General features: G+C 73.4%; 11 protein-coding genes. 8 read left to right on the plus strand and 3 right to left on the minus strand.

Features of this window, described 5'->3' with window-relative positions; all coding sequences use genetic code 11:
* Positions 1-88 precede the first annotated feature (88 nt).
* The 6 genes from ABZX40_RS06805 (at position 89) to moeZ (ending at position 7,430) form a co-directional block, all read left to right on the plus strand.
* A complete protein-coding gene (locus tag ABZX40_RS06805) occupies positions 89-2,095 on the plus strand; it encodes a DUF3492 domain-containing protein (protein ID WP_355748461.1) in 2,007 nt (668 codons plus the stop codon).
* Between the two features lie 482 nt (positions 2,096-2,577).
* Positions 2,578-3,726, plus strand: a complete 1,149-nt coding sequence (locus ABZX40_RS06810) for a hypothetical protein (protein WP_355748578.1) — start codon at positions 2,578-2,580, stop codon at positions 3,724-3,726.
* Between the two features lie 101 nt (positions 3,727-3,827).
* Positions 3,828-4,274, plus strand: coding sequence for a hypothetical protein (locus ABZX40_RS06815; protein WP_355748462.1), 447 nt, complete (start codon positions 3,828-3,830; stop codon positions 4,272-4,274).
* Positions 4,275-4,371: 97 nt separating this feature from the next.
* Complete coding sequence (locus ABZX40_RS06820; RefSeq protein WP_355748465.1) at positions 4,372-5,331, plus strand: NAD-dependent epimerase/dehydratase family protein; 960 nt, start codon at positions 4,372-4,374, stop codon at positions 5,329-5,331.
* A complete protein-coding gene (locus ABZX40_RS06825; protein WP_355748468.1) occupies positions 5,319-6,188 on the plus strand; it encodes a spherulation-specific family 4 protein in 870 nt (289 codons plus the stop codon). The genes ABZX40_RS06820 and ABZX40_RS06825 overlap by 13 nt, the downstream gene beginning before the upstream one ends.
* Positions 6,189-6,251: 63 nt before the next feature.
* The gene (gene moeZ / locus ABZX40_RS06830) at positions 6,252-7,430 is read left to right on the plus strand and encodes an adenylyltransferase/sulfurtransferase MoeZ (protein WP_355748471.1); all 1,179 of its coding nucleotides are present in this window, start codon (positions 6,252-6,254) and stop codon (positions 7,428-7,430) included.
* A gap of 83 nt (positions 7,431-7,513) precedes the next feature.
* On the opposite strand, the gene ABZX40_RS06835 is transcribed toward moeZ, so the two are convergent.
* The 3 genes from ABZX40_RS06835 to ABZX40_RS06845 form a co-directional block, all read right to left on the minus strand.
* On the minus strand, positions 7,514-9,046 hold the full coding sequence (locus ABZX40_RS06835; protein ID WP_355748474.1) for an alpha/beta hydrolase: 1,533 nt from the start codon (positions 9,044-9,046) through the stop codon (positions 7,514-7,516).
* A 247-nt stretch (positions 9,047-9,293) separates the two neighbouring features.
* A complete protein-coding gene (locus ABZX40_RS06840) occupies positions 9,294-10,841 on the minus strand; it encodes an alpha/beta hydrolase (protein WP_355748477.1) in 1,548 nt (515 codons plus the stop codon).
* 108 nt (positions 10,842-10,949) lie between these two features.
* The gene (locus ABZX40_RS06845) at positions 10,950-13,724 is read right to left on the minus strand and encodes a lysylphosphatidylglycerol synthase domain-containing protein (protein WP_355748480.1); all 2,775 of its coding nucleotides are present in this window, start codon (positions 13,722-13,724) and stop codon (positions 10,950-10,952) included.
* A 186-nt stretch (positions 13,725-13,910) separates the two neighbouring features.
* Here ABZX40_RS06845 and ABZX40_RS06850 point away from each other — a divergent pair, with 186 nt between their 5' ends.
* Together ABZX40_RS06850 and ABZX40_RS06855 are read left to right on the plus strand one after the other, a co-directional pair.
* Complete coding sequence (locus ABZX40_RS06850; protein WP_355748483.1) at positions 13,911-14,297, plus strand: MGMT family protein; 387 nt, start codon at positions 13,911-13,913, stop codon at positions 14,295-14,297.
* A 446-nt stretch (positions 14,298-14,743) separates the two neighbouring features.
* The gene (locus ABZX40_RS06855; protein ID WP_355748486.1) at positions 14,744-18,271 is read left to right on the plus strand and encodes an ATP-dependent DNA helicase; all 3,528 of its coding nucleotides are present in this window, start codon (positions 14,744-14,746) and stop codon (positions 18,269-18,271) included.
* The last annotated feature ends 56 nt before the right edge of the window (positions 18,272-18,327 follow it).

Here is an 18,327-nt window from a genome sequence, read left to right on the forward strand (position 1 = left end):
GCGCCACCGCCTTGTCCGCATACGTTCGTCCCGCTGCGAGCCGCCGGGTCAACGGCGGCTCCCCATACGGGAGATCGGGGGTGCACTTGTGCGCATCGGAATGCTTACGGAGGGTGGCTATCCGTATGTGAGCGGTGACGCCAGGCTGTGGTGCGATCGGCTCGTGCGCGGGCTCGGGCAGCACGAGTTCCATGTCTACGCGCTCAGCCGCAGCGAGGACCAGGAGGCCGGCGGCTGGCTGCCGCTGCCGCCGCAGGTCACCCGCGTACGGACCGCTCCGCTGTGGACCGCCGGGAGCGGTGGTGTTGGTGGTGCCGGTGGTGCCGGTGGTGGGGGGGAGGGGGAGAGGGAGGCGCTGAGGGGGGCGGTGAGGGGGGCGGTGAGGAAGGGGGTGAGGGAGGGGTGGTGCGGGCGGGGGTTCGGGAGGCGCGCGCGCCGGCGCTTCGCGGAGGTTTATGGGGAGCTGGCGGGGGTGGTGTGCGCGGGGGGTGCGGATGTGGTTTCTGGGGGGCGGGTGGGAGTGGGGGAGGGGGAATCCGGCGGGTTCGCGGGGCGGGTGGGAGTGAGGGCGGGGGAGCCTGGGGGGTTCGCGGGGCGGGTGGGGCTGGGGGAGGGGGTCCCTGAGGGGTCCGCGCTTTTGGCGGACCGTTTCGCCTATGCCCTGTACGGGCTCGCGGACCTCGCCCGGGACGAGGGCGGCGGGTTGGAGGGCGCGCTGCGCTCGGAGACCGCGGTACGCGCCCTGGAGCGCGCCTGTCGTGCGCCCGGCGCCCAAGGTTCCGCGCGCGGGGCGCGCGTGCCGGATCTGCTGACCGTCGCCGCACACCTCGAACGCGCTCTGCGCCCCCTCTCCCTCGACTGGTACGAGGACGACGCGCTCGGCGCCGTCGATCTGTGCCACGCCGCCTCCGGCGGAATCGGCGCCCTCCCGGGGCTGCTCGCCCGGCACTTCACCGGCGTACCGCTGGTGGTGACGGAGTACGGGGTGCAGTTGCGTACCCACTATCTGGCGTCCGGCGCGGACGCGGCGGCCCCCGCCGTACGGGCGCTGCTGGCCGGCTTCCACGGGCGGCTCGCGGCGGAGGTGTACCGCCGGGCCGCTGTCGTCACCCATGGCAACGCGTATGCGCGGCGCTGGCAGGAGCGGTGCGGGGCGGAGCGGGGGAAGGTGCGGACGGTGTATCCGGGGATGGATGTGACGGCGTTCGGGGGACAGCCGGAAGCGGTCGGGGGTGGGTGTGGGGTCGAGGGCGGGTGCGGGTGCGGCGGTGAGTGCGGGGTCGGGTGCGGGGGCGAGGCCGGGGCTGGGGATCCGGGCACGCTGGTGTGGGTCGGGCGGGTTGCGCCGGCCAAGGATCTGGTGTCGTTGCTGCACGCGTTCGCCGAGGTGCGCCGGGTGGAGCCGGGGGCGCGGCTGCGGGTGGTGAGCGTCGGGGACCCGGAGACCGGTGCCGATGCCTATCTGGCGCACTGCCGGGCGCTGGCCGCGCAGTTGTTCCCCGACGAGGCGGCCGGGCCGCATGTCGTGGGGGAGAACCCGGTGTCGTTCGAGGGGATCGGCGGCCCGGACCTCCCGACGCCCGCCGCGGCGTACGCCTCCGGCGCGGTCGTCGTGCTGTCCAGCGTCGTCGAGGGCTTTCCGGTCGGGCTGGTCGAGGCGATGCTCGGCGGCCGGGCCACCGTGTCGACGGACGTCGGGGCGGTGGTGGAGGTCATCGGCGGTACGGGACTGGTGGTGCCGCCCCGCAATCCGCGGGCGCTCGCCGAGGCGTGCGTGGCACTGCTGCGCGACCCCGCGCGCCGTACGCGCCTCGAGGAAGCGGCGCGCGCTCGGGCGCTCGAACTCTTCAGCGTCGAGCAGAACATCGCGGCATTTCACGGCATTTACCTGGAGGTCGTCTTCCGGTGCCCGGTCCGCCGGGTCGTCCTCGACGCGGCGGGTGAGCCACTGCCGTTCGCCTACCCGGCCGAGGCCCATGTCCCCGGCCACTGGACCGACCCGTCCCGCCGTCCCGCGCCCCGACCCGTCCCGGCCTGGGCTGCGGGACCACCGGTCCGGGGAACGGCGATGACGGTGCTGGGGGAGGGGGCGTGATGGGTGAGTTCGGTGAGTTGAGTGGAGTGGGTGAGTTGAGTGGGGTGGGTGAGCTGAGTGGAGTGGGTGAGTTGAGTGGGGTGGATGCGCGTGGCGGGGCGGGCGGGGTGGGTGCGCCGGACCGGCCGGGGACGCCGGGGAGTCCGGGGGCCTGGGACGCGCGGTCCGAGCAGTGGGTGAGGGGCTTCGCCGGGTCCGCGCGGGCTTGGGCAGCGGTGGATGTGGGGGATGGGACGCGGGGTGGGGATGGTGGTGGGGGTGGAGCTGGGAGTGCTGGGGGGAGGGGTGGTGGGGATGGGACGCGGGGTGTGGATCGGAGCGGGGACCGGGGAGGGGATCGGAGTGGTCGTGGGGGTGAGGCCGCGGCGGGTGTCCTTGGTGTCGGGCCGGTCGCTGATGTGCCGGAGCCGTCCCGCTCTTCCGTCTTGTCGCCCTCTTCGTCGTCCCCCGTGCCGCGTACCGCACAGCCGTCCGCCTCCCCCGTGCCGCCCACCGCGCCGTCATCGGCCGCACCCAGCCCCGCCCCCGCCGTCCCCCGCCGGGGCGCGGCCGATCCCGTCAAGGCGCTGATGCACCGGCACCGCGCCCTGTGCGAGCAGGCCGTGGACCCGCTGGAGATCGCCGCCGGGCTGGAGGCGCACGGCGTCACCGACCGGACCGCCGCGCGGTTCCTGCACAAGGACGTCTTCTCGCTCGCCGAGGAGTTGTACGCCCGGGTACCCCGCGACGGAGCGGCCCGGCCGCCCGCCGAGGCCCTGGACGCGCCCAGGGTGCGGGCCGGTTGGGTGCTCCGCACGCTGCTGCCGGGCGCGCTGTGCGCCGCGACCCTCGCAGGGCTGCGGTTCACCGGCGGACGGACCCGGCTGCTGGTGGCCGCGGCCGGGGTCCTCGCCCTCGGCATCGGCCTGCGCGCGGCCCTCACCCGGGGCCCGCTCGCCAACCGGCGTCCGGTGACCGGCCCGACCCTGTCCACCGGCACCTGGACCCTCTGGCTCCTGGCCTACGCCTTCCTCGGCGACGGACTGCTCCAGGCCGCCGTCACCGGAGGCCCCGACGCCCTGCCGGGCGGTGCCCCCGCCGACCCCTGGCCGCTGGCCCTCGCGCCGCTGACCGCGCTCGCCCTGTCCTGCGCCCCGGCCGCCTGGACGACCCACCTCTTCACGGCCGCCGCCCATCGCCGGCTCACCACCAGCCGTGGTCTGGAGGAGTTCGCCGGTGCCGTACGGCCGCTGCTGCTCGGTACGTTCGCCCTGTCCCTCGCTGCTCTCGCGGCGCTGGCCGCCGGGAGTGCGGCGGTGCTCGGGGAACCCGCCGCTTTCCAGCAGACCCTCAGCCTGGGCGCCCTGCTGCTGCTCGCCCGGCTCCTCCACGTCCACGGGTTCACCCATGCCCCGTCGCTGGCCCTCACCGTCGCCGCGAGCGCGGAGGCGCTGGCGCTGACCACGGTGTTCGCCGCGCGGCTGCCCGGCTGCGACCTCCTCTCCCTCCCGGTCGAGACCCTGGTCGACCGCTGGGGGCCGGGCAGCGTCCCGGCTCTGATCTGCGCGGTGGCGGCCCTGGCCCTGCTCGTTCACGCCGCCCGCACCCTCACCCGGGCCTCGGCCCATGCGAGAACTGGGCCGTCGTGGTGAGCGGGGTGCGGGGACGGAGTCCGGGTGCGGGGTCCGGTGCGCGCCGCCCCAGCTCGTGCCGCTGCCTCCGGCGCGTGGCCCATGCCCGGCTCCCTGGGCGGGTGACCGCGAGGGCGGCGACGACGCCGGGCGCCCGGCCGAGGACCCACCGCGCCCGCCCCGTCACCTGCCAGCACTCCGAGAAGAGCACCCACCGCACCCGCACCCGCCCCGCCTCCCAGCACCCCGAGGAGAACACCCACCGCACCCGCACCCGCCCCGCCTCCTCCCGGCACCCCGAGAGGAGCACCCACCGCACCCGCCCCGCCTCCCAGCACCCCGAGGAGAACACCCACCGCACCCGCCCCCTTGCCTCCCAGCGCCCCAAGAAGAAGACGCACCGCACCCGCACCCGCCTCCCAGCACCCCCAAAAGGCGTAACCCCCTCCCTTCAGTCACCGAAGGCACCCGCACCCCCACCCCTCTTCCACCCGCACCCCCACCCCCCTTCCACCCCACCCCCACCCCACCCCCACCCCACCCCCACCCCTTCAAAGGAGAGCACCTGATGACCACCTCCCGACCCGGCGCGACCGCGGCCCCAGGAGCGACCGGCGCCACCGGCGTCACCGGCAGCGCCGGATGCCACACCCCGGGAGCCGCCCGATGAGGGTCCTGCTGATCGGAGCCAACGGATACATCGGCCGCTTCGTCGCCGACCGGCTGCTCGCCGACCCGGCCGTCCAGCTCACCGCGCTCGGCCGCGGTGACGACGCCGATGTGCGGTTCGACCTCGCGTCCGGCAGCCCCGGCGCGCTCACCCGGTTCCTCGACGCGGTCCACCCGGGCGTCGTCATCAACTGCGCCGGTACCACCCGGGGCGGTGCCCGCGACCTCACCCGGCACAACACCGTCGCCGTCGCCACCGTCTGCGAGGCCCTGCGCCGCAGCGGCTGCGGTGCCCGGCTGGTGCAGATCGGCTGCGCCGCCGAGTACGGGCCCAGCCAGCCCGGATCCTCCACCGCGGAGGACGCCGTCCCCCGGCCCGGCGGCCCCTACGGGGTCAGCAAGCTCGCCGCGACCGAACTCGTCCTTGGCTCCGGCCTGGACGCCGTGGTGCTGCGGGTCTTCTCCCCGGCCGGGCCCGGTACCCCGGCGGGCTCCCCGCTCGGGCGGCTCGCCGAGGCGATGCGCCGGGCGATGCAGTCCGGCGACGGCGAACTCAAGCTCGGCGGTCTCGGCGCCCAGCGCGACTTCATCGACGTCCGGGACGTGGCCCGCGCGGTGCACGCCGCCTCGCTGTCCGCAGCCCAGGGCGTGATCAACATCGGTTCCGGCCGGGCCGTGCGGCTGCGCGACGCCGCCGCCACCCTCGCCCGGGTCGCCGGTTACGGCGGTGCCCTGCACGAACTCGACGGCCCGCCCGGCCCGCTCCGCCCCGCCATCGGGCACCCGCGCGGCGACTCCGACCATGTGGCGCCCGTCGCGTACCCGTACCCGGACGGCTGCGGAAGCTGGCAGCAGGCCGATGTGCGCACCGCCCGCGACCGGCTCGGCTGGCGGCCCCGGATCAATCTGGAGGAGTCCCTCGCCGACATCTGGATGGAGGCCGCATGCCGTATCTGAACCCGGTCGATCCGGCCACCGCGAACCTCTGGGGCACCACCCGGCTCGCCCCCGCCACCTCGGTCCCTTCATCGATCTCGTCCACCTCGTCCACCTCGGTCACCTCGGTCACGTCGTCCACCTCGGTCACTCCGGCCGTCGGCACCGGGTTCGGGGTCCCCGGGTACGCCCACCCCCTCGTCGCCCGCGCCGAATGGGCCGCGCTCACCGACCCCGGCATCCCGCTGCACTGGGTCGTCCTCGATGTCGCCGACGGCCCCGGCGACCGCCCCGACCCGCACTGTCTGGAGGCCGCGGGTCGGCTCCGCAACGCCGGAGTGCGGGTCCTCGGCCGGATCGACAGCGCCTACGGTGCCCGCGGCCTCGGCGAGGTGATCTCCGCCGCCCACCGCTATCTCGACTGGTACCTCGCCGACGGCTTTCTCCTCGACCGCTGCCCGGCCGGGCGCGAGGAATTGCCCGAGATCCGCCGCACGGTCACCACCCTGCGGCTGATCGGCGACAGCGAACCCCATGTCGTCCTCGGCCACGGCACCCACCCGCACCCCGGCTACGCCGAGAACGCCGACCAACTGGTCACCTTCTCCGGCCCCTGGAGCGACTACCGCTGGTCGCAGGTGGCCGAGTGGACCGCGGGCTACCCGCCGGAGAAGTTCTGCCACTTCGTGCACGGCGTGCCGGGCGGGCATCTGGACGAGGCGCTGCGGATCGCCCGCTGGCAGGGCGCCGCCACCATCTGGTTCACCGACCGCACGGTCCGCGGTGGTGACGAGGAGGACCCGCGCGACCCCTGGGCGGCCATGCCCGGCTACTGGGACGAGATCGTCTCGCGCCTTGGACCAGGTGTCTCGGAATGAAAATCGCCATGGCACTGTTACGGGGAGAACAACCGTAGTGACAGACCGACCAACGGAGTCCCCGTGTCGTTGCCACCCCTGGTCGAGCCAGCCGGCGAGCTCACCGTAGACGAGGTCCGCAGGTACTCCCGCCACCTGATCATCCCCGACGTCGGGATGGACGGGCAGAAGCGGCTGAAGAACGCCAAGGTGCTCTGTGTGGGCGCCGGCGGCCTCGGTTCGCCGGCGCTGATGTACCTGGCCGCGGCGGGCGTCGGCACGCTCGGCATCGTGGAGTTCGACGAGGTCGACGAGTCGAACCTCCAGCGTCAGATCATCCACAGCCAGGCCGACATCGGCCGCTCCAAGGCCGAGTCCGCCCGCGACACCGTCAAGGGCATCAACCCGTACGTGGACGTGATCCTTCACGAGGAGCGGCTCGAAGCCGACAACGTGATGGACATCTTCAGCCAGTACGACCTGATCGTCGACGGCACCGACAACTTCGCCACCCGCTACCTGGTCAACGACGCGTGCGTGCTGCTCGACAAGCCGTACGTATGGGGTTCGATCTACCGCTTCGACGGCCAGGCCAGCGTCTTCTGGTCCGAGCACGGCCCCTGCTACCGCTGCCTGTACCCGGAGCCCCCGCCCCCCGGCATGGTCCCCTCCTGCGCCGAGGGCGGTGTGCTCGGTGTGCTGTGCGCGTCCATCGGGTCCATCCAGGTCACCGAGGCCATCAAGCTCCTCACCGGCACCGGCGAGCCGCTGGTCGGCCGGCTGATGATCTACGACGCCCTGGAGATGCAGTACCGCCAGGTGAAGGTCCGCAAGGACCCCGACTGCGCGGTCTGCGGTGAGAACCCGACCGTCACCGAACTCATCGACTACGAGGCGTTCTGCGGTGTCGTCTCCGAGGAGGCGCAGGCCGCCGCCGCGGACTCCACGATCACTCCCAAGCAGCTCAAGGAGTGGATCGACGACGGCGAGAACATCGAGATCATCGACGTCCGCGAGATCAACGAGTACGAGATCGTCTCCATCCCGGGCGCCAAGCTGATCCCGAAGAACGAGTTCCTGCTCGGCACCGCCCTGGAGACCCTTCCGCAGGACAAGAAGATCGTCCTGCACTGCAAGACGGGTGTCCGCAGTGCGGAAGTCCTCGCGGTCCTGAAGTCGGCGGGCTTCTCCGACGCCGTCCATGTCGGCGGCGGGGTCATCGGCTGGGTCCACCAGGTCGAGCCCGACAAGCCGGTCTACTAGCCCACGGGCCCTCGGGCCGGGCGTCGCACGCTTCCCGCAGCGGGGGCCGTCAGTACCACGGGTGCTGACGGCCCCCGCTGTCGTCAGCGGCAGACCGTGCCGTCCTCCGGCACCTCGTCCTCCAGCAGATAGCCGTTCACCGCGGAGTCCACGCAGTCGCTGCCATTGCCGTAGGCGCCATGGCCCTCGCCCTCCCAGGTGACGACCACACCGACCCCCTCGCCCAGTTCGTCGGCCATCCGCTGGGCGCCCTCGACCGGGGTGGCCGGGTCGCCCGTGTTGCCGACCACCAGGATCGGGGCCGCGCCCGGCGCGCTCACCTCCGGGGTGTCGACCTGGCCCGGCACCGGCCAGTCGTGGCACCAGCCGGCCGTGTCCCAGCCCAGGAACGGGCCGAAGACCGGGGAGATCTCCTCGAACTCCGGCAGCAGCCGCTTCGTCTCCGCCATGGTCGGCCGCTGCTTGTCGTCCAGGCACGATATGACGCGCTGGGAGTGGGGCGTCGTGCCGTAACCGCCCGCCGGATCCCGCTCGTTGTAGCCGTCCGCCAGCGCCAGCAGCTCCGAGCCGTCGCCCTCCTCGGCGGCGGCCAGCGCGCTGGTCAGACTCGGCCAGCCGGACTCGCTGTAGAGCGGCAGCACGATGCCGATCACCGCGAGCGTCTGGGTCAGCTCCCGGTCGCCGGAGGTGGGCAGCGGCCGGGCGTCCAGCCCGGTCAGCAACTCCGTGATCCGACGGGTGCCCTCGGCGGGGTCCTCGCCGGTGGACTCCAGGTAGTTCTCCAGGGCGCGCTGGAAGCCCCGGGCCTGGTTCTTGGCGTGCTCGATGGTGTCCGCCGCCGGGTCGACCACCGCGTCCAGGACCAGCCGGCCCACGTTCTCCGGGAACAGATGGGCGTACACCCCGCCCAGCTCCGTGCCGTACGAGATGCCGAAGTAGTGCGTCTTGGCGTCGCCGAGGACCTGGCGCATCAGGTCCATGTCCCGGGCCGTGTCCGTCGTGGAGACATGCGCCAGCAGCGGGCCCGCCGACTCCTCGCAACCGGCGCCGAAGTCGGCGGCGTCCTTCAGGAACGCCTCTTCCTCGGCCGCCGTGTCCGGCGTGGCGTCCACCTGCTCCGCCGCCTCGATCTGCGCGTCGTCCCGGCAGCGCACCCCCTCGCTGGCGCCGACCCCGCGCGGATCCCAGCTCACCAGGTCGTACCGCTCGTGCAGCGCGGAGACCACCGATCCGTACGACGGCATCGTGGACACCCCCGAGCCGCCCGGTCCGCCGAAGTTGAAGAGCAGCGAGCCGATCCGGTCACCGCCGGTCGCCTCGGAGCGGATCAGGGCCAGGCCGATGGTCTCGCCCTCCGGCTCGGACCAGTCCAGCGGCACCTTCAGGGTGGCGCACCGCCAGTCGTCACCCGGAGCGGGGGAGTCCGCCGTGGCCCTGCACTCCGCCCAGTCCATTCGCTGCGAGGCCAGCGAGGCGGGCAGGTCCGATCCGGACGGTGCCGCGGCCGACGGACTCTCGCTCTCCCCGCTCTTCCCGTCCGACGAACCCGACGTGCACCCCGCCACCAGCAGTGCGGCAGCCGCGCCGAGCGCGGACCACCGTACGAAACGCGTCATCGTGCCTTTCCCCCTCGCATGCCGTCCGCGCTTGTTCGGCGAACGGTTGTCAGGCCATCGTAGGCGGCGCCGAAGAAATCCGTCGGAGCCTGTGGATAACCTTCTGACCTGCGATTTCTTCTTCGATCACTTCGAATACTTCGACTGCTTCGGCTACTTCGGCTTCCCCGAACTCCCCGACTTCCCCGACTTCCCCGGCTTCCTCGGCTTCCTCGGCTTCCTCGGCCTTCTCGGGGAAGTGGGGTGGTCAGCCGCAGACCGTGCCGGTTTTCGGGACGCGGCCGTTCAGCAGATAGCCGTCGACCGCGGTGCGCACACAGCGGTTGCCGCTGTCGTAGGCCCCGTGGCCCTGGCCCTTGTACGTCACCTCCACGCCGACGCCGTCGCCGAGCGCGGTCACCATCTTGCGGGCGCCCTCGTACGGGGTCGCGGGGTCACCGGTGTTGCCCACGACCAGGATCGGGGCCGATCCCGGCGCGCTGACGTCGGGATGGTCGGCGGCGCCCGGCACCGCCCAGTCGGTGCAACTGATCATGCCCCAGGCCAGATAGTCCCCGAACACCGGCGAGGCGGCCCGGAACTCCGGCAGCTTCCGCTGCACGTACGCCGTGTCGTAGCGGGGTTTGTCGTCGGCGCAGTTGATGGACACATTGGCCGCGGTGAGGTTGCTGTACTCGCCGTTCGGGCTGCGGCCGTTCATCGAGTCCGAGAGCACCATCAGGATCTGCCCGTCGCCGTCGTAAGCCTGTTCGAGGCCCTCGGTGAGGTACGGCCAGAAGTCCTGTGAGTACAGCGACTGGGCGATGCCGCTGGTGGCGGCGGTCTGGGTCAGCTCGCGCGGGAAGATGCCGGGGATCGGCTTGCGGTCGAGGTCGTTCAGCAGCTTGGTGATCCGGTTCTTGACGTCCTGCGCGCTGTCGCCGATCGGGCAGTCCTCGGTCTGCGAGACACAGTTCTCGGCGAAGTTGTCCAGTGCGAGCTGGAAGCCCCGGGCCTGGCCGAGCGAGCCCTGCTCCGCGTTCTGGGTGGGGTCGACGACCGCGTCGAACACCGCCCGGCCCACGTTCTCGGGGAACAGATGGGCGTAGACACCGCCGAGTTCGGTGCCGTAGGAGATGCCGAAATAGGACAGCTTGGCGTCGCCGAGGACCTGGCGCATGAGGTCCATGTCCCGGGCCGCGTCCGTGGTGCGCACATGGGGCAGGACCCGCGCGGAGTTCCGTTCGCAGGCCGCGTTGAAGTTCCTGACGTTGTCGGCGTACGCGGTGCGCTCGGCGGCGTCGTCGGGGGTCGCGTCCTGCTGGAAGTACGCGTCCAGTTGCTGATCGTTCTCGCAGCGCACCCCGGCGCTGCGGCCCACCCCGCGCGGGTCGAAGCTCACCAGGTCGTAGCGGGTGCGCAGGGTGTCGTAGTCCCCGCCGAACGCGGGCAGGGTGGTGACGCCGGAACCGCCCGGTCCGCCGAAGTTGAAGATCAGCGAACCGATCCGCCGGTCCGCCGGGCCGCTGGTCCTGGCCCGGATCAGGGCGATGCCGAGGGTGTCGCCCTGGGGGCTGTCCCAGTCGAGCGGCGCCTTCAGGGTGGCGCACTGCCACTTGGTGCCGTCCGGCAGGGGCGACGGCGCCTCCCCGCCGCCCTCCGCCGGGGACGGCGCCGGGCAGTCCTGCCAGCTGAGCTTCTGCGCCGTCAGATCCTCGCCCTGCGCGTCGTCGTTCCCGCACCCACCGGTCAGGGCGGTGAGCAGGACGGCGGTGGCGGTCAGAGCGGCGGCACGCGCGCGGGATGGGTTCGGCATGAACCCATCCTGCGGTCGCCGGGAGCACCCCGCGCGGGGCGCGAGCCGTACGAGGTAACGGCCCGGACGCCGTACGGTGATCGAGCCCGGTGGCGGGGCGTCCGGGCCCTACAGGGCGCCCTTGCGGGAGAGGTGGTTGAAGGCGAGCCAGCCCGGCAGGACCGGCAGCCACAGGGTCAGCAGCCGGAACATCAGCACGGCCGGGGCGGCCACCTCGCTCGGCAGGCCGACGGCGATCAGGCCGACCGTCAGGGTGGCCTCCACGGCGCCGACACCGCCCGGGGTGGGCGCCGCCGAGCCCAGCGCGTTGCCCGCCAGGAAGACGACCGCGACGCTGGCGAGGCTGATCGAGCTGGACTCGTCGCCGAACGCGCGGATCGAGGCGTCCAGGCACATCACGAAGCAGGCGGTCAGCAGCAGCATCCCGCCGATGCCGGTGACCAGCTTCTGGGGCCGCTGGAGCACATCCAGCATGCGCGGGACCACACCGGCGAAGAGCGACCGCACGCGGGTGACGACGAACTTCCGCAGGAACGGCACCGAGGTCACGACCAGCACCAGGACCGCCACCGTCAGCAGGCCCGCGATGACCGTCCTGGACGGCGACAGCGACGGCGTCTTCTCGATACCGGTGAGATAGCCGAACGCCAGCAGCATCAGGATGTGGCAGCCCAGGCCGAACAACTGCGACGCGCCCACGCTCGCCACCGCGAGACCCGGCCGCACCCCCTGGCGCTGGAGGAACCGGGTGTTCAGCGCGACCCCGCCCACCGCGGCGGGCGCCACGATCTTCACGAACGACCCGGCGACCTGCGCCGCCACCGTCCGCACGAAGGGCACCCGCTCCGGTACGAAGCCCAGCAGGCTCATGGCCGCCGCCACATAGCTCAGCGCCGAGAACAGCACCGCCGCGGCGACCCAGCCCCACTCGGCGGTCGCGAACAGCGTCCCGAACTCGATGTGGGTGAGCTGCGAGAGCAGGAAGTACGCGCCGATGGCGCCCGCGATGATGCTGATCAGGGTGCGCGGCCGGACCCGCTCCAGACGGGCCGGTTCCACCGGTGCCTGGGGGCGGATCTTCAGCACCTCGTGCCGGATCTGGGTGAGCGGATCCTCCTCGCGGGCCTCGTCCATGGCCTCGTCCATGGCCCGTTTCTCGGCCCGGGACTGCGCGCGGGCCGCCTTCTTGTCGGCCTTCTCCAGCGCCTGCTCGGAATCCACCCCGGCGGCCTCCGCGCGGGCCAGCTTCGCCTGCCGGGAGGCCTCCAGGACCGCCTCGCGCTCCCGCTCGGCCCGCTCCCGGGCCAGTCGGCGCAGGGTCGCGCGCGTGGAGCGGCTCAGACCGATCGGCTGGAGCATGGGCAGACAGTCGGCCACCGCGTCCGGACCGAGCACACTGAGCGCCGAGGCCACCGCCCGCCCGGCGCCCACCCGCAGCGCGAGCGTGGTCACGAGCTGGGCGATGTCCATCCGCAGCAGCAGATCACCGGCCGCGATCTCCCCGCCGCGCAGATCGGTCAGGATCACCTCGCCGGAACGATCCACCAGGATCGCGTCACCGGCCAGCCTGCGGTGCGCGATCCGCCGCGACTGGAGGGCCCGCACCTGGTGCCAGGCGTTGCGCAGCAGATCGTCGGTGATCTCGTCGTCGGCCAGCGAGTCGAAGGAACGGCCGCCCGTGTGCTCGTAGACCAGCATCACCGCGTCCGGGCCCAGCTCGGAGGTGGCGATCAGCTTCGGCGCGTTGGCCCCGGCGGCGATGGCCGCGTAGGCGAGCAGCGCCTCCTGCTCCAGGGCCTGGCGCAGGGACTGGAGGCTGCGGCGGGTGGCGAAGCCGCGCAGGGTGAGATTGCGCCACACCCGGTAGAAGAAGCCCTGTGCCTGCTGTTCGCGGTCCACCACGGTGACGTCCAGGGGCGGGCCGTCCTCCAGGGTGACGAAGTAGCGCCGGCCGCGGTCGCCGTTGTCGCTGTTCTCCGGCAGCTCCTCGCGCGCGGTGCTCACGGGCCGGAAACCGACCGTCCTGAGGCCCGCCATCAGCGTGCGCCCGGTGGGCCGCACATTGGGCGAGCCGACCGCGTACAGCGTCCCGTAGGCCACGCTCCAGCCGATCAGCACGGTCAGGATGATCGAGAACGGTGTCGTGTAGCCCGTGACCAGCATGGAGAACGCGTCGAGCATCAGGACGATCCACAGCACCGCCCGCCAGCGGGGTCTGCGGGACATGCCGACGGCGGTCATGTACGCGATCACGGGGGCGAGATAGCCGTGCACCGGGTCGGTGAGCGCGGTGCCACTGCCGGGGGAGGGCTGGGTGAGCGCCTCCTGGATGGAGCCGGGGGCGGCCTGCGCGACCCAGAGGTCCGTGGCCAGGGTCACCCCGTGGGCCAGGACGGCGGCCAGGACGCCGTCGGCGATGCGCAGGCCGTCGCGTTTGATCAGCCGCTCGATCGCGAAGGCGACCGGGACCAGCAGGATCGCGATGCTGGACGCCAGCCCCGCGATCTTGATCAGCAGGTCGGGCGCCTGTCCGGTGCCTTTGTTGATGTCCTGTTCGAGACCCGAGGTGGTGCCGTGCGCGAACGCGGCGACGGCCAGCAGGACGACGATGCCGAGGACGCCCACCAGGAGGCGCATGAGGTCGGAGGGGCGGTGCACGCGCGCGGGGAGCAGCGGTTCGTCGCCCTCGACCGCACCGGTGGGCAGGTCGCCGGGGCCGTCACCGCCGGGCTCGCCGCCCCCCGCGGCGTGGCGGTCGTCGTCACTCTCCTCGGGCGGGCCGTCGGTCTTCGCGTCCGCATCGGCGGCGTCCGGGCGTGCCTGCGCGCCGGAGGAGCCCTCCGGGCCCTCAGGGTCCTCGGGGTGCGCACCCTGCTGCTTCATCGACTCTTCTTGGTCTCGTATCACCGGTCACCGCCCGCACGATGGTGGCATGCCGCACCGACACACGGGGGCATCAGGGTGCAAATGCGGGGCCGCACAGTCTGCCGGACGCCCCGCGCGCGGGTGGGGGCCACGCACCGTCGCGAGCCCGTCACATTGTCGGTGGGGTGGGGCAGGATGGGACGAATGAGCGAGGAGAGCCTGCCGGTGGACGCCCGCGCGGAGTACGCGGACGCGCTGCCGGAATACGCCGAGCGGGTCCTTGAGGTCACCGAACTGATCCCGCCGGGCCGGGTCATGACATACGGCGATGTCGCGGAGTGGCTCCAGGAGGGCGGGCCGCGTCAGGTCGGCCGGGTGATGGCCCTCTACGGCGGCGCGGTGCCGTGGTGGCGGGTCGTCCGCGCGGACGGTGCGTTGCTGCCCGGACATGAGCTGCGCGCCCTCGACCGGTACAGATCCGAGGGCACCCCGCTGAGGGGCGCGAGCCTGGCCGCGGAAGGGCATCTGCCCCGGATCGATATGAAACGGGCGCGCTGGGACGGCGGCGAACACGCGGAGGCTCACACCTGACAGCTTCCGCCATCGGGAGCGGCCGTGGGGGGCGCGTGATCCGTACGAGCGAAATTGGGCACTTGCGTGGCATGGCGTACGTTCATGGGCCGAGGGGTGCGGGATGGGGGGTGTGGGCTCTGCGGGGTCCGCGAGGTCCACGGGGTGTATGCGGCCTGTCCTGCCTGTGCTGGTGCTTCCTGTGCCGGTGCTGCCTGTGCTGCCTGTGCGGCGCAGGGTGTGTGCGGTGCACGCGGGTCGCGCGTGGTGCGCGGGGCCTCCGGGAAGAAGCGGAAGTCCGGCTTCCGTGCCCCGGGGCGGCGTAGCGTCGGCAGCGCGTGTCCCGTTCACCCCGCGGCCACCGCCCACCGCACCCGGCGGCGGACGCCCCCCGAGACCCCCTTGACGACGGCGCGCGCCGCCGTACCGAACAGACCCGAGCACGACCACCAGGACCGGCGAACCACGTGAGCTCCTCTTCCTCCACCAGGCGCCTGCCGCAGCTGAAGGTGCGGCAGGGGAACCGTGGCGCCTACCGGCTGGTCCGTACTCCTGAGGCCCGGCCGGATCCCCCTCGTCTGGACGCCGAACAGCGCGCGGTGGTTGACCACGCCCGGGGCCCGCTGCTCGTTCTCGCAGGTCCGGGCACCGGAAAGACCACCACGCTGGTCGAGTCCGTCGCCGCCCGGGTCGCCCGCGGCGGCGACCCCGAACGGATCCTGGTCCTCACCTTCAGCCGCAAGGCCGCCGTCGAGCTGCGCGACCGCATGGCCCTGCGCATGGGCGCCGCCCACGCGCCCCGCGCGACCACCTTCCACTCGTTCTGCTACGCCCTGTTCCGCGCCCACCAGGACAGCGATCTCTTCGTCGAGCCCCTGCGGCTGCTGTCCGGCCCCGAGCAGGACGTGGCCGTGCGCGAGCTGCTCGCGGGCCAGGGGGACCTCGCGCGGGCCGGTCTCGCCTCGGTGCGCTGGCCCGACGAACTGCGCGCCTGCCTCACCACCCGGGGCTTCGCCGACGAGGTCCGCGCGGTGCTCGCCCGCACCCGCGAGCTGGGCCTCGGCCCGGACGCCCTGGACGCCTTCGCCCGCCTGATCGGACGCCCCGACTGGCGGGCCGGAGCCGCCTTCCTCGCCGAGTACCTCGATGTGCTCGACCTCCAGGGCGTCATCGACTACGCCGAACTCGTCCACCGCGCGGTGCTCCTCGCCCACCGCACAGAGGTCGCCGCCCGGCTCGCGGCCCGGTACGACGCCGTCTACGTCGACGAGTACCAGGACACCGACGCCGCCCAGGTACGGCTGCTGCACGCACTGGCCGGCGGTGGCCGCACCCTGGTCGCCTTCGGCGACCCCGACCAGTCGATCTACGCCTTCCGGGGCGCCGATGTGAACGGCATCCTGGACTTCCCGCACGCGTTCCCCCGCCCGGACGGCCGCCCGGCGCCCGTCGAGGTGCTGCGCACCTCCCGCCGCTCCGGCGCCGCCCTGCTCGACGCCACCCGGCTCCTCACCCGGCGCATGCCGCTCACCCGGCTCCCCGCCGACAAGGTCCGCGCCCACCGCGACCTCGCCCCCGCGCGCGAGGGCGGCCGTATCGACGTCTTCACCTACCCGACGGCGGGCACGGAACTGGACAACATCGCCGACATCCTGCGCCGGGCCCATCTGGAGGACGGCGTTCCATGGCGCGAGATGGCCGTCCTGGTCCGGGCCGGCTCCCGCACCATCCCGGTCCTGCGCCGCGCCCTCACCTCCGCCGGGGTCCCGCTCGACATCGACGGCGACGAGGTGCCGCTCCGGCACGAACCGGCGGTGGCCCCGCTGCTGACGGCCCTGCGGGCGGTGGCGGAGGCGGAGACGGAGGCGGGCGGGGGAGGGGGAGCGGGCGGGGGAGGGGGCGTGGGAGCGGCTGACGTGGCTGTGGCGGAGGGCGGCCGGGACGGCGCCGGTGTGGATGCCGGTGTGGATGCCGGGTCCGACGCGGTCTCCGGTCCTGATCCCGGTCCCGATCCCGGTCCCGGTCCCGACCTCGACCTCGATCCCGGCTCCGATGCGGCCCCCACCTCCAGCGAACCCGCCCCCAGTGAACCCTCCGCCCCGGAGCCCGTCACCCCCCCCTGCTGGCTCGGTACCGAGACCGCCCTCACCCTGCTCACCTCCCCCCTCGCCGGGATGGACGCCGCCGATCTGCGGCGCCTGGGGCGGGCCCTGCGGGACGAGGAGCGGGCCGGGGGCAACGCGCTGCCGCCGCCCTCGGACGAACTACTGGCGCGGGCGCTCGCCGAACCCGAGCGGCTGGCCGTGCACGACCCGGCGTACGCGCACGGCGCCCAGCGGCTCGGCAGGCTGCTGCGCACCGCCCGGGAGACCCTCGCCGGCGGCGGCACGGCCGAGGAGGCGCTGTGGGCCCTGTGGGACGGCACCCCGTGGCCGGCGCGGCTGGAGCGGGCCGCCCGGCGCGGCGGCGCGGCCGGGCGCAACGCGGACCGCGACCTGGACGCCGTGTGCGCGCTGTTCGCCACCGCCGCCCGCGCCGAGGAACGCACCGGGGGGCGCGGCGCGCTGAACTTCCTGGAGGAGGTCGACGCCGAGGACATCGCCGCCGACACGCTCACCCGGCGTGCCGTACGCCCCGAAGCGGTCCGTCTGATGACCGCGCACCGCGCGAAGGGCCTGGAATGGCGGCTGGTGGTCGTCGCGGGCGTGCAGGAGGGGCTGTGGCCGGACCTGCGCCGCCGCGGCTCGCTCCTGGAGGCCGACCGGATCGGCCGCGACGGACTCGCCGAGCCCCTCACCCCGGGCGCGCTGCTCGCCGAGGAGCGGCGGCTGTTCTATGTCGCCGCCACGCGCGCGAAGGAGCGGCTCGTCGTCACCGCCGTGAAGGCCCCGGCCGACGACGGCGACCAGCCGTCCCGCTTCCTGACCGAACTCGGCGTCGAACCCCGGGACGTCACCGGCCGCCCGCGCCGCCCGCTGGCCGTGGCGGCGCTGGTCGCCGAGTTGCGCGCCACCACCGTCGACCCGCGCGCGTCCGCGCCGCTGCGCGAGGCCGCGGCCCGGCGGCTGGCCCGGCTCGCCGCGCTCGCCGACGAGGACGGCCGCCCCCTGGTGCCGTCCGCGCACCCCGAGCGCTGGTGGGGGATGTATGAGCCGACCGCGGCCAAGGTGCCGCTGCGCGACCGTGACCAGCCCGTCGTCCTGTCCGGCAGCGCGCTCGACCAGCTCGCCAACACCTGTGCGCTGCAATGGTTCCTGGGCCGCGAGGTGAAGGCCGACGCGCCCGCCTCGGCCGCCCAGGGCTTCGGCAACGTCGTCCATGTCCTGGCCGACGAGGTCGCCTCCGGGCACTCCCCGGCCGACCTGTCCGTCCTGATGGAACGTCTCGACTCGGTATGGAACGCGCTCGCCTTCGACGCGCCGTGGAAGTCCACCCAGGAGAAGGACAACGCGCGCGTGGCGCTCGAACGGTTCCTGAAGTGGCATGTCATGGACCGCGCGGGCCGCACCCCGGTGGCCAGTGAGCACGACTTCGACATCACCCTCGAAGCGGGCGCGTACGAGGTCCGGATCCGGGGGCAGATGGACCGGGTGGAGGCCGACGGCGACGGCCGCGCCTATGTCGTGGACTTCAAGACCGGCAAACAGGCGCCCAGTGCGGCGGAGGTGGCCCAGCACCCGCAGCTGGCCGTCTATCAGCTCGCCGTCCGCGAGGGCGCCGTCGACGAGGTGTTCGACGGCGTCCGTCCCGTTCCCGGCGGCGCCGAACTCGTCCAGCTCCGCCAGGGCGCCGCCCGGCGCGACGGGGGCGAGACCCTGCCCAAGGTGCAGGCGCAGGAGCCCTTGGCGGGTGAGTGGATCGGCGAACTGCTGGCCACGGCCGCCGGGAAGGTCCTCGACGAACGGTTCACCCCGACCGTCGGCCAGCAGTGCACCCACTGCGCCTTCCGGGCCTCGTGCAGCGCCCGCCCGGAGGGACGCCACGTGGTGGACTGACGCCACGTGGTGGACTGACGCCACGTGGTGGACTCATGCCACGTGGTGGAGTGACA

The organism is Streptomyces sp. NPDC004610, from assembly GCF_040609715.1.
Taxonomy (GTDB): Bacteria; Actinomycetota; Actinomycetes; order Streptomycetales; family Streptomycetaceae; genus Streptomyces.